Here is a 12,879-nt window from a genome sequence, read left to right as displayed (position 1 = left end):
GTTTAGTTCTTGATGATGCCCAGCTCTTTGCCGGCTTGTTCGAAGGCCTTCAGCACTGTGTCGAGCTGCTCGCGGGTATGGGCCGCCGACAGTTGCACGCGCACGCGCGCCTGGCCCATCGGCACCACTGGGTAGAAGAAGCCCGACAGCAGCACGCCCAGGTCGAACATGCGCGCCGCGAATTTCTGCGCGACCGGCGCTTCGAACAGCATCACCGGCACCACCGGGTGGGTGCCCGGCTTGATGGTGAAGCCGATGCGCTCGATCTCCTTGCGGAAGTAGGCGGTGTTTTCGTGCAGGCGGTCGCGCAGCTCGGTCGATTTCGAGATGCGCTCCAGCACCGCCAGCGAGGCGCCGGCGATCATCGGCGCCAGCGTGTTCGAGAACAGATAGGGACGCGATTTCTGGCGCAGGGTCTCGATGACTTCTTTTTTCCCCGACGTGAAACCGCCCATCGCGCCGCCCAGGGCCTTGCCAAGGGTGCCGGTGATGATGTCGATCTTGCCGATCACGCCGCAATGCTCGTGGGTGCCGCGGCCGGTCGCGCCCATGAAGCCGGAGGCGTGCGATTCGTCGATCATGGTCAGGGCGCCATACTTCTCGGCCAGTTCGACGATCTTGTCCAGCTGGGCGATGGTGCCGTCCATCGAGAACACGCCGTCGGTGACGATGATCTTGTGGCGTTTGCCGGCTTCAGTGGCGGCGATCAGCTGCTTCTCGAGGTCGGCCATGTCGTTGTTGGCATAGCGGTAGCGCGCCGCCTTGCACAGGCGCACGCCGTCGATAATGGAGGCGTGGTTCAGGGCGTCCGAGATGATGGCGTCGTTCTCGTCGAACAGCGGCTCGAACACGCCGCCATTGGCGTCGAAGGCAGCCGCGTACAGGATGGTGTCTTCAGTGCCGAGGAAACTGGACAGCGCGCTTTCGAGTTCCTTGTGCACGGTCTGGGTGCCGCAGATGAAGCGCACCGACGACAGGCCATAGCCATACTTCTCGAGGGCGGCCGCCGCCGCTTTCTGGGTCTCGACATCGCCCGACAGGCCCAGGTAGTTATTGGCGCACATATTGATCAGGGTACGGCCATCCTGCGCCACCACCTCGGCGCCCTGGCGCGAGGCCAGCACGCGCTCGGGCTTGAACAGGCCATCAATCTTCAAGGTCGCGAGTTTTTGCTGCAGGCTGCTGTAGAAAGCTTGATCGCTCATGGTGTTCCCCTGTTCCCAGTTGATTTGACGTGACCGGCGGCTTGACCGGCGGTCGGCGGATGTTGTACCGTTGGCTCGTTCGATGTAGAGAACAAGTTCGCTATTTCGAACTGAAATTCAATATATCGAATATTACGCCCAGCCAATGAACTTGGCAAGCGACCCGACATATACTTATAAATAATTTGACTTAGGCAATACGCAGACAGGCACCCAACGGAAAATGAGTACCACTCTAACAAACAATGCCCCACCAGAAGTTGGCGCCACACTACAACGCCTGCGACTGGCGCGTGGCCTGACGCTGGAAGACCTGTCGCGTATCGCCGGGGTATCGAAATCGATGCTGTCCCAGATCGAGCGCGAGAAGGCCAATCCCACCATCGCCATCACCTGGCGCCTGGCCAATGCGCTGGGTGTGCAGATCGGCGAACTGCTGTCGTCCGAGGTGCGCACGGCGGAACTGATCCGGGTGGTCGATGCCCACGAGATCCCCACCCTGCCCGGCGCCCATGCCGGCTATTCCCTGCGCATCCTGGGGCCGATGGACCTGGCCGGCAAGTATGAATGGTATGAGCTGACCCTGGCGCCTGGGGGAGAGCTGGCCTCGCAGGCCCACGACCCGGGGACCGGCGAGCACCTGACGGTGATTACCGGCGCGGTCGAGCTGGAGGTGGGGAACGAGAAGCGGAAGGTGCGGCACGGGGCGACGGCGAGGTATCCGGCCGATCAGAACCATGTGATTCGGAATACGGGAAAGACCGAGGCGAAAGCCGTATTGGTGGTGGTCCACCGGTAGGTCTAGAAAGCAAGTACAGAAAAACAACGGCCGCCGGGTTGCCCTGGTGGCCGTTGTTTCATTCGTCCGGCGTAGCGCCGGACGACCGTCAATGCCTAGTGCGAGCCGCCAACCGTCTTGGCAGCATCGTCCATATGCAGTTCGCGCGACAGGAAGCCCCAGCGATCGGCGACTTCCTCGATCTGCTTGCCGGTTGGCTTGCCAGCGCCATGGCCCGCCTTGGTGTCGATGCGGATCAGGATCGGCGCGGCACCCGCCTGGGCGGCCTGGGCCGCGGCGGCGTACTTGAAGCTGTGCGCCGGCACCACGCGGTCGTCGTGGTCGGCCGTGGTGACCATGGTTGCCGGATAGCAGGTGCCCGCCTTCAGGTTGTGCAGCGGCGAGTACTTGACCAGGGCCTTGAATTCGTCAGGATTTTCCGACGAGCCGTAGTCCGAAGTCCAGGCCCAGCCGATGGTGAACTTGTGGAAGCGCAGCATGTCCATCACGCCCACGCTCGGAATCGCCGCTGCGAACAGGTCCGGACGCTGGGTGGTGGCCGCGCCGACCAGCAGGCCGCCATTGCTGCCGCCGCCGATCGCCAGTTTCTTCGGCGAGGTGACCTTGTTCTCGACCAGCCATTCGGCTGCCCCGATGAAATCGTCGAACACGTTCTGCTTTTGCAGCTTGGTGCCGGCCTGGTGCCAGGCTTCGCCGTATTCGCCACCGCCGCGCAGGTTCGCCAGCACATAGACGCCGCCCATTTCCATCCAGGCCAGGTTGGCCGGCGAGAAGCTCGGGGTCAGCGAGATATTGAAGCCGCCATAACCATACAGATAGGTCGGGTTCGAGCCATCCAGCTTGAGGCCTTTCTTGGACACGATGAACATCGGCACCTTGGTGCCATCGCGGCTCGTGTAGAACTGCTGGCGGGTCTCGTAGTTGGCCGGGTCGAAGGCGACCTTCGGCTGGCGGAACACGGTACTTTCGCCGGTCTTGAGGTTCAGGCGGTAGATCGTGGTCGGATTGGTAAAGCTGGTGAACGAATAGAAGGTCTCGGTGTCGTTGCGCTTGCCCGACAGGCCGCCGACGGTGCCGATGCTTGGCAGAGCGATCTCGCGCACCGGCTTGCCTTCGAGCGACACCACGCGCACGACGCTCTTCGCATCCTTCAGGTATTCGAGCACCAGCTGGTTGTTGACGATGTCGGCGCCGGTCAGGGTATCGGCGCTCTCGGCAACGATTTCTTTCCAGTTATTCTCGGAAGGCTTGCTCACGTCAATGGCCACGATGCGTTTTTTCGGCGCATTGCGGTCGGTGCTGAAGTAGAACACGGTGCCGACGTTGTCGATGAAGTCGTAGCCTGCGTCGAAGTTGTCGATCAGGTCGACCACCTTGGCATCGGGCTTGGACAGGTCTTTGTACGAAACGCGGTATTTCGGCGCGGTGCCCTTGGTAGTGGTGACGATCAGGTAACGGCCGTCGTCGGTGGTCTGGCCGCCGAAGCCCCATTCCTTCTGGTCGGCGCGGTCGTACACCAGGGTGTCGGCGCTTTGCGGCGTGCCGATGCGGTGGAAGTACAGCTTCTGGAAGTAGTTGACGTCGGCCAGCTTGGTCGCTTCTTTCGGTTCGTCGTAGCGGCTGTAGAAGAAGCCCTTGCCATCCTTGGTCCAGGCGGTGCTCGAGAACTTGACCCACTTGATGTGGTCGGGCAGGTCCTTGCCGGTCTCGATGTCACGTACCTTGATCTCGTTCCAGTCGGAACCCGACGCGGCGATGCTGTAGGCCAGCAGCTTGCCGTCGGGGCTGACCTCGGCGCCGGCCAGGGCGATGGTGCCGTCGGCGGCCAGGGTGTTCGGATCGAGCAGCATGCGCGGCTGGTCGTTCAGGTTCTTGAGCGTGTACAGCACGGCCTGGTTCTGCAAGCCATCATTGCGGGTGTAGAAATAGCGGCCGCCTTCCTTGCCCGGCACGCTGTAGCGCTCGTAGTTCCAGAGCTGGGTAAGACGCTGGCGGATCGCTTCGCGCTGCGGGATCTGCGCCAGGTAGGCCTGGGTGACCTTGTTCTGGGCATCGACCCAGGATTTGGTCTCGGCGCTATTCGCGTCCTCGAGCCAGCGATAGGGGTCGGCCACCACGGTGCCATGGTAGTTGTCGGTCTGGTCGACTTTCTTCGACACGGGATAGGTCAGCGAAGGGCCGGCTGGCGAGCAGCTCTGCCCCATCGCTGGCGCGGCGAAAGCAGCGGTCAGGACGGCGGCGAGCGTGGCGAGTCTCATGTGCATATTCTTCTCGGGCTGTTGAATGATGGTGTGGGCTTGTGGCCGCAGGGCATCATAGCGCGAAATGGCATGCTTGAGTATGGCGCGGCCGCCCGGTTCGCCGCTGAGGGCCGAGCCTGTATTGACGCACCATGTGACACGCATGCAGGGATGCGGCGAACGCACGTCGACACCTGGCGCAACACCGGGGCAACACCGGCGCAAGACGCCGCGACGCAACACCGGCGCAAGACCGGGCTCATGCGCCGGTACGCCCGAGCAGACGGCGTGGACCGGCCCTGGATGCCAGCCAGCGCTCCACCAGGGTACGTGCCCGGTTCCGTTCGGCCGGGCTCAGCAGAGCGGTATAGTCGCTGGCCGCCGTGCTGGCGGCCAGCGCGACGTCGGCCGGCGCCGCCTTGTCGAGGCCGCGGCCCTGGCGCGCCAGCCAGGCCCACATGCAGGCGCGCACGGGATTCTTCGCGACGCCGCGCCCGGCCGCGTACAGCCCACCCAGGTTGTGCTGGGCCGGCGCGTGGTGTTGGCGGGCCGCGAGACGGTACCAGTGGGCCGCCAGGATGTCGTCGCGCGGCACGCCTTCGCCGCAGGCATACATGGCGCCGAGGTTGTTCTGGGCGCTGGCGTCGCCCTGCTGGGCGGCGCGCCGGTACCAGACGGCGGCCTGGGCCAGGTCGCGCGGCACGCCCTGGCCCTTGGCATAGAGCAGGCCCAGCGCGAACTGGGCATTGGCGGCGCCGGCCTCGGCCGCCTGCAGGTAGAACTCGAGGGCGCGCGCCGGATCGCGCTGCACGCCGCAACCGCCGGCCAGCATGCGCGCCACCCGGTACTGGGCCTGCACGTGGCCATGGGCGGCGGCCTGCATATAGCAGCGCAGCGCGCGTGCGCTGTCGCGCGCCATGCCGCCGCCGGACAGCAGGCCCCCCAGCGCGTACAGCGCCTCGCGCTCGCCGCCGGCCGCCGCGCGTTCGAGCCACTGGATGGCCAGCGCCGGATCGGCGCCGGCGCCGCGGCCTTCGGCATAGGCCAGGCCGAGCTGGCGCTGGGCGGTGGGGTCGCCCGCCCCGGCCGCGTGGCGGAACCAGTACAGTGCCTGCCTGGGACTGGGCGCCACGCCCTGCCCGCGCGCATACATCTGCGCCAGTTGCACCTGCGCCGGCACGTGGCCCTGCATCGCGGCCTTGCGGAACCATGCCATCGCCAGCGGGTGGCTGACGTTGACGCCAAGCCCGTGCAGATAGCCCCGGGCGAGCTGGGTCTGGGCGCGCGCCATGCCTTGTTCGGCGGCGCGGTAGAACCAGCCGATCGCCGCCTGGTGCGAGTGGGGCACGCCGCGGCCCTTGCGGTACAGGAGGCCCAGGTTGTGCTGGGCCGAGCGGTCGCCCTGCTCCGCGGCGCACTGGAACCAGTGGGCCGCACGCGCGTGGTCGCGGCACACGCCGCGGCCGTTGTAGTACATGGCGCCCAGGTGGTTCTGGGCATAGGCCAACCGCTGCTGGGCGGCGCGCGCCATCCAGGCCGCCGCTTTGGCATCGTCGCGCACGACGCCGTCGCCCCACAGGTAGAGTTGGGCCAGGTTGAACTGGGCGTAGGGATTGCCGCCGCTGGCGGCGCGGTGGAACCACTCGTAGGTGGCGGTGCCCTGTCGGGCGGCATCCTCGCTCATCGCAATCCTCTCGGCGGTCGCTGTTCGGCTCTTGATCCCGTTGTTAAAATTTTAAGGAGAGCGAGGGATTCGGGATTTGCGACCGCACAATCGGACGGTCAGCGGCGTGCGCGCGCCGCCACGGTTGGCTCGGAAGCCTCAGGCTGGGACGGCGGCGGCAGCCGCGGCGCGGCGTTCGCGCACGGTGGCGGCATACTTGTCGAGAAAGGCGGGGATCTTGGCGGCCGCGACCTTGTTGATCGAGACCAGCAGCGCCGGCTCGACCTGCTCGATGCCGCAGGTGTGGCCGAGGTGGCGCGCGGCGTGCAGCAGCACGTCGGCGGCGACCTGGGCGTCGGCCTCGGCCCGGTGGGCGGTGCCGCGGAACGCGATGCCGAGCTGGTTCGAGAGCAGGCCCAGCTTGTAGCTGGCCAGGCCTGGGAACAGGCGGCGCGACAGTTTCAGCGAACACACCAGCGCGGTGTGCGAAGTGGTGCGGCCCAGGCGCGCGCCTTCGGCCTTGAGGAACTTCTCGTCGAAGCTGGCGTTGTGGGCCGACAGCACGTCGCCGCCGATGAAGTCGAGCAGTTCGGGCACCACCTGGTGCGCCGGCGGGGCGCCGTCGACCATCGCTTGCGTGATCCCGGTCAGCTGGGTGATGAAGCTTGGCACCCGCACGCCGCAGTTCACCAGCGAGACGTAGCGCTCGGTCACCTCGCCGCCGACGATACGCAGCGCCGCCACTTCGGTGATGCGGTCGCCCATCTCGGGCGACAGGCCGGTGGTCTCGAAGTCGAGCATCACCAGCGGTCGATCGTAAACACTCATCGCTCTTTCCTATATTGTTTCTACGCTGTCCCAGCGCATGTCAACCGAACCTGCGCAGCGCGTCCAGCGCCAGGCCGGTGCCGATACTGCCGAACAGGTCGCCCTCCACGCGGCGCGCATCCGGCACCATGGCGCCGATGCGCTCGCGCAGCAGGCCGACGCCGCTCGAGCCACCCGTGAAGAATACCGTATCCACGTCTTCCGGCTTCACGCCGGCATCCGCGAACAGTTTGCTCACCGTGGCCGCCACCTGGTCGACCAGGCCGGCGATGGCCGCCTCGAACTGGGCGCGGGCGACGTCGAGCGTCTCGGGCGGCGACAGGCGATCGAGCTGCAGGCGCACCATGTCGGCGTCGGACAGCGCGATCTTGGCGCCCTCCACCTGGATCGCCAGCCAATGGCCGGCGCGCTCGTCGATCAGGTTCTGCAAGCGGGCGATTTTAGCCGGTTCGCTCGCATCGCGCGCCAGGTCGGCCAGCTGCGTCACGCTCTTGCGCGTATAGGCCTGGTTGATCGTGTGCCAGGTCGCCAGGTTGAAGTAATAGCTGGACGGGATCGCCGCGCCCGAGCGCAGGCTGCTGCCGTAGCCGAGCAAGGGCATCACGCTGGCCAGGCTCAGGTATTTGTCGAAATCGGTGCCGCCGATGTGGACGCCGCCGTTGGCCAGGATGTCGTCGCGCCGGTCGCTGCGGCCAGCGCGCTGCGGGCCGAGACGCAGCAGCGAGAAGTCCGAGGTGCCGCCGCCGATGTCGGCGATCAGGACCAGTTCTTCGCGATCGATCCGCGCTTCGTAGTCGAATGCCGCGGCGATAGGCTCGTACTGGAAGCCGATCTCCCTGAACCCGACCGCACTGGCCACCTCACGCAGCGTGTCTTCGGCCAGCTGGTCGGCCTGCGGGTCGTCGTCGATGAAGAAGACCGGACGGCCGAACACCGCGCGCTCGAACGGCACGCCGGCCTCGCTTTCGGCGCGGCGCTTCACCTCACCGATGAACTGCGACAGCAGCGCACGGAACGGCAGCGCGCGGCCGGCGACCTCGGTCTGGCCGTCGATCAGGCTGGTGCCGAGCAGGCTCTTGAGCGAGCGCATGAGGCGGCCCTCGTAACCCTCGAGATATTCGGCCAGCGCCGCACGGCCATAGCTGACCCGCTCGTCGTCGGCATTGAAGAACACCACCGACGGCAGGGTCGGCTTGCCCTCCTCGAGCGTCAGGAGCGCCGTGGGGGCGGAGTGGGTCGTGCCTGGGCGGAGCCAGCCGACAGTGGAGTTGGACGTGCCGAAGTCAACGCCGCAAGCGTACGCCATAGGAACCTTTGTATTGAAGGGGCGGTATGTTACCAGATTTGCCTGCCCCTGTAAGCGGCCTCTTACACACACACGGCGGCGCTACCGATACGGTTCAGCCGGTTGCTTTTGCATAATGTCTGCTGGTCGCACACGGAGCTGCGCGGCCAATCAAGATAACAATAATGCAAAAGGATTGGACGAGATGAGCAAGCCCCAACAAGCTGGCGCCGTGGTCGTACATGGCGGCGCCGGCGCGTCACGCGAGAACGAAGATGGCTGCGTTCTCGCCGCGCGCCGCGCATTGGCGCAGCTGGAAGCCAACGGCGATGCGCTGGATGCCGCCATCGGCGCAGTAACAATCCTCGAAGACGATGGCCGCTTCAACGCCGGCAGCGGCTCGGTGCTGTGCCTCGATGGCGCCACGATCGAAATGGATGCCTCGATCATGGATACCCGCGGCCGCCTTGGCGCGATCGCCTGTGTGCAGTCGGTGAAGAACCCTGTGCAACTGGCGCGCGCGGTGGCCGACACGCCGCACTGGCTGCTGGCCGGCGACGGCGCCTCGCGCTTCGCGCGTGCGATCGGCATGCCGGAGGGCGCCCCGGTGTCGGAACGCCAGCGCGCCGACCACCGCAAGATCATGACGCAGCTGGCTGGATCGGTGCCGGTCATGCCGGGCGTGAACAACCAGTTGTTCGAGCGCTTCTGGAACTACAACACTCCGCTGAACCTCCCCGAGGGCGTGGCCTGCGACACGGTCGGCGCCGTGGTGCGCGGCGCGGACGGCCACTTCGCGGTGGCCTGCTCCACCGGCGGCTCGGCGCCGTCGCTGCTGGGTCGCGTCGGCGACACCCCGATCATTGGCAGCGGCTTCTACGCCGGGCCGCAAGGCGCGGTGGCGGCCACCGGCATCGGCGAACACATCGTGCGCCACCTGCTCGCGCGCACGGTGTACGGCTGGATCGAAGACGGCATGCCGCTCGACCAGGCCCTGCAACGCGGGATCGACCTGTTCGCTCCGGAGATCGCAGTCGGACTGATCGCGGTCAGCCGTCTTGAAGCCGGCGCCTGCAGCAACAGCGACATGCCCTACTCGAAAATGGTCCAACGATGAGCGAACAAACCAAACAAAAGAACGGCCACCTGGTCATCATCGGCGGCGGCGAAGACCGCAAGCACGATATGGAAATCCTGTCGCGCTTCGTCGAACTGTCCGGCGGCGCCGACGCCCGCATCGTGGTGATCACGGCGGCCAGCCAGATCGCCGACGAGATGTGGAAGATCTACGACGGCGTGTTCGGCACGCTGGGCGTCAAGGAACGCGCGCACCTCGAGATCACCAGCCGCGAAGACGCCAATAGCGAATGCTTCGTGCGCAAGGTGGCCGAGGCCGACGGCATCTTCATGACCGGCGGCGACCAGAAGCGCCTGCTGGCCCTGATCGGCGGCACCGCCATGGACGCCGAGATGCACAATGCGCTCAAGGTGCGCGGCGCCACGATCGGCGGCACCAGCGCCGGGGCCTCGGCCATGTCGGGCCACATGCTGGCGCAAGGCCGCGTGGACCTGCTGCCCGAAAAAGGCTCGGTGAGCCTGGGCGCGGGCCTGGGCTTCCTGCACCGCGTGGTGGTCGACCAGCACTTCTCGGAACGCCAGCGCCTGTCGCGCCTGTTGTCGGTCGTGGCCCAGAACCCATACCTGCAGGGGATCGGCATCGACGAGGACACGGCGCTGATCATCGAGCGCGGCGTCGGCATCGAGGTGGTCGGCGAAGGCGCGGTGACCGTGGTCGACGGCCGCTCAATGAGCACCAATGTGGCCGAGATCAAGGACCGCACTACGCCCGAACTGATCGACGTGCGCCTGCACCTGCTGCCCGCCGGGAGCAAATATTCACTGCCTGTCGGAGAGGAGCAGACCGGGAAGCGCGTGCCGCCCCAACTGCTGGACTTCCTGGAAAACGTCACCAAACGGACTACATTGTCATGAGAATCAAGGAAAAACGCCTGCTGCGCGGGCCCAATCTGTACGCCGCCAATCCCTGCCTGATGGCGCTGGTGGACAACGTCGGCGCCAAGGGCCGTGGCTTTTCGGCGCGCCTGCTCGAGCTGCTGCCGGCGCTGCCGGCCGAGGCCGCGGTGCGCCTGGCCGACGACGCGCTGCTGGTCGACGCGCTCGAGCCGGTCGTCATGGAGCTGCAGCGCCTGGCCGGCGCCCCGGGTGAACACAGCGCCACGCTGCCGGTGCTGGGGCAGCCCGAGCGCCGCCGCGTGGTGTGCGGCTACACCACCGAACAGGTGGCCGAGGAAGCGCTGCGCACCGCGATCGCCCTGCTCGAGGCGCTGGCGCACGACCAGGCCTTCGACCTCGATGCTGCCATCATCGAATTGCGCGACGTCGCCGAGCACCATGCGATCGGCACCAGCACCGGCGCCGTCGTCAACGCCGCCCTGCGGCGCGGCATCCCGGCCCTGCGCCTGACCGACTCGGCCAACCTGTTCCAGCTCGGCTGGGGCAGTCGCCAGAAACGGCTGCAGGCGACGATCACCGGCGCCACCAATTCGATCGCGGTGGGCATTGCCAGCGACAAGCAGCTGACCAAGGCCCTGCTGGACGGGGCCGGCGTGCCGGTGCCGGAAGGCGACGTCGTCACCACGGTGGAAGCGGCCCAGCGCATCGCGCGCCGCCTCGGCCGGCCGGTGGCGATCAAGCCGCTGGACGCCAACCAGGGCAAGGGCGTGACGGTCGACTGCGTGGGCCCTGATGCGGTGGCGAGCGCCTTCGAGTTCGCGCGCAAACACGGCCGGCGCGTGATCGTCGAAGAATACCTGCGCGGCCGCGACTACCGCGTGCTGGTCACGGGCGGCAAGATCGCTGCCGCCTCGTGGCGCCGACCGCCGCACGTGACGGGCGACGGCAAGTCGACCATCCGCCATCTGGTGGAGATCGAGAACCGCAACCCGGCGCGCGGCGACGGCCACACCAACATCCTCACCAAAATTGCGCTCGACGCCCTGGCCGACGAGACGCTGGCCAAACAAGGTTTCGATCTCGACACGGTGCTGGCCGACGGCGTGAGCGCCGACCTGCGCGGCAACGCCAACCTGTCGACCGGCGGCACCGCCGAAGACGTGACCGACCTGCTGCCCGACGAGACCCGCGACATCTGCATCCGCGCCGCGCGCACCATCGGCCTGGACGTGGCCGGCATCGACATCATCTGCGAAGACATCGCGCAACCGCTGCGCGCCCAGCGCGGCGGCATCATCGAGGTCAACGCGGCGCCGGGCATCCGTATGCACCAGTACCCGAGCCGCGGCACGCCGCGCGACGCCGGCGACGCCATCGTCGAAGCGCTGTTTGGCGGTTGCAATGGACGTATCCCGGTAGTCGCGGTCACCGGCACCAACGGCAAGACCACTACCAGCCTCCTGATCGAGCACACCGTGCGCATGGCCGGCCTGCGCACCGGCGTGACCACCACCAGCGGCGTCTACCTGAACGGCCAGCTGGCCTATGAAGGCGACTGCACCGGCTACCATTCGGCGCGCAGCGTGCTGGGTGCGCCCGACGTCGACTTCGCGGTGCTGGAGACGGCGCGCGGCGGCATTCTCAAACGCGGCCTGGCCTATGACCGCTGCGACGTGTCGGTGGTGCTGAACGTCTCGGCCGACCACCTGGGGCTGGACGGCATCGACACCATCGACGACCTGGCCAAAGTAAAGGCGGTGGTGGCCAAGCGCGCCTCGCGCGCGGTGGTGCTCAATGCCGAGGACACGTACTGTGTGCAGATGGGGGCCGAGCTGGCCGACGGCGTGGAGATCATCTATTTCGCGCTGGACGCCGAGGATCCGGTGCTGCTGCGCCACGTGGAGCACGGCGGCCGCGGGGTCTACCTGCAGGATTCGACGATCGTGATCGCGAGCGGCCTGCGCCACGAAGCGCTGATGGACGTGCACGAGATGCCGTCGTCGCTGGGCGGCCGCGCGCGCTACAACATCGCCAACGCGATGGCGGCGGCAGCTGCCCTGACCGCCTGCGGCTTCGCCAACCACGAAATCGCGGACGGCTTGCGCGGCTTCGTCTCGGACAGCAAGCACAATCCGCTGCGCTCGAACCTGTTCGACGTGGACGGCGTGACGGTGGTGGTCGACTACGCCCACAACTGCGCGGCCTACGCCGCCCTGGCCGAGATGGCGCGCTCGATGACGCCGGGCCGACTGGTCGGGGTGGTCGCCGCCCCGGGCGACCGCCGCGACGCCGACCTGGTCGACATCGGCCGCACCTGCGCCGCCGGCTTCGACGAACTGGTGATCTACGAATCCGAAAACCGCGGCCGCCCCGCCGGCGAAACCGCCACCCTGCTGGCACGCGGCGCCCGCCTGGGCAAGATCGACGCCGAGCAGCTGCAGGTGGAGCTGGAGGTCCACCGCGCGATCCGCCTGGGCCTGTCGATCTGCCGTCCCGGCGACGTGCTGGTCTTCGGCTGCGGATCTTCGATCTCCGAACTGACCGAAGCCCTCCGCCCCACCCGCCCCGACCTCGCGCGGCGCATCGGCGCCACCACCATCTAACCCAACGGCCCTCCCGGGCCGTCCCCCTCCCAATCAGGGTCAGAGTCGAATTGTTTGACAACTTTTGCTGATGAGCCGTTAAATCGACTCTGACCCTAATTATCTTGGGAGCAATTGGCCAATAATTCGACTCTGAGATAGCCCGGGTTTAGTGGACATCCAAAATAGGAGACAATACGTCCTATGGATGACACTACAACTTCGCCGGCTAAGCGAACCGTTCGCAGCGCCGAATTCAAACGTGACGCGGTAGCGCGTCTCAAAGGTGGGTGCAACGCTACC

The 12,879-nt window shown here is 66.7% G+C and carries 9 protein-coding genes; 4 read left to right on the top strand and 5 right to left on the bottom strand.

The features are described from left to right. Positions 1-2: 2 nt before the first annotated feature. On the bottom strand, positions 3-1,205 hold the full coding sequence (locus AC3A6F_RS10630; RefSeq protein WP_487680471.1) for a glycine C-acetyltransferase: 1,203 nt from the start codon (positions 1,203-1,205) through the stop codon (positions 3-5). A 223-nt stretch (positions 1,206-1,428) separates the two neighbouring features. Here AC3A6F_RS10630 and AC3A6F_RS10625 point away from each other — a divergent pair, with 223 nt between their 5' ends. After that, positions 1,429-2,004, top strand: coding sequence for a helix-turn-helix domain-containing protein (locus AC3A6F_RS10625; protein ID WP_123072109.1), 576 nt, complete (start codon positions 1,429-1,431; stop codon positions 2,002-2,004). Between the two features lie 95 nt (positions 2,005-2,099). On the opposite strand, the gene AC3A6F_RS10620 is transcribed toward AC3A6F_RS10625, so the two are convergent. From AC3A6F_RS10620 to AC3A6F_RS10605, 4 genes are all read right to left on the bottom strand, one after another. Further along, the gene (locus AC3A6F_RS10620; protein ID WP_487680469.1) at positions 2,100-4,268 is read right to left on the bottom strand and encodes a prolyl oligopeptidase family serine peptidase; all 2,169 of its coding nucleotides are present in this window, start codon (positions 4,266-4,268) and stop codon (positions 2,100-2,102) included. A 235-nt stretch (positions 4,269-4,503) separates the two neighbouring features. Next, on the bottom strand, positions 4,504-5,928 hold the full coding sequence (locus AC3A6F_RS10615; RefSeq protein WP_487680467.1) for a tetratricopeptide repeat protein: 1,425 nt from the start codon (positions 5,926-5,928) through the stop codon (positions 4,504-4,506). Between the two features lie 138 nt (positions 5,929-6,066). After that, complete coding sequence (locus tag AC3A6F_RS10610; RefSeq protein WP_487680465.1) at positions 6,067-6,735, bottom strand: 3'-5' exonuclease; 669 nt, start codon at positions 6,733-6,735, stop codon at positions 6,067-6,069. 40 nt (positions 6,736-6,775) lie between these two features. Next, positions 6,776-8,041, bottom strand: a complete 1,266-nt coding sequence (locus AC3A6F_RS10605; protein WP_487680463.1) for an Hsp70 family protein — start codon at positions 8,039-8,041, stop codon at positions 6,776-6,778. Positions 8,042-8,225: 184 nt separating this feature from the next. On the opposite strand from AC3A6F_RS10605, the gene AC3A6F_RS10600 reads away from it, so the two are divergent. Genes AC3A6F_RS10600 through cphA form a run of 3 tightly spaced genes read left to right on the top strand, consistent with a single transcriptional unit; the run spans position 8,226 to position 12,597 of the window. Next, complete coding sequence (locus AC3A6F_RS10600) at positions 8,226-9,137, top strand: isoaspartyl peptidase/L-asparaginase (RefSeq protein ID WP_487680461.1); 912 nt, start codon at positions 8,226-8,228, stop codon at positions 9,135-9,137. Next, positions 9,134-10,012 carry a cyanophycinase gene (locus AC3A6F_RS10595; protein ID WP_487680459.1) on the top strand — a complete coding sequence of 293 codons (879 nt, stop codon included), beginning with the start codon at positions 9,134-9,136 and terminating at the stop codon, positions 10,010-10,012. The genes AC3A6F_RS10600 and AC3A6F_RS10595 overlap by 4 nt, the downstream gene beginning before the upstream one ends. Further along, on the top strand, positions 10,009-12,597 hold the full coding sequence (cphA, locus tag AC3A6F_RS10590; protein WP_487680458.1) for a cyanophycin synthetase: 2,589 nt from the start codon (positions 10,009-10,011) through the stop codon (positions 12,595-12,597). Before AC3A6F_RS10595 ends, cphA begins: the two co-directional genes overlap by 4 nt. Positions 12,598-12,879: the final 282 nt, after the last annotated feature.

This window comes from Massilia sp. Soil_C_3 (genome assembly GCF_057657035.1).
This window is presented reverse-complemented; position numbering and strand designations above follow the sequence as displayed.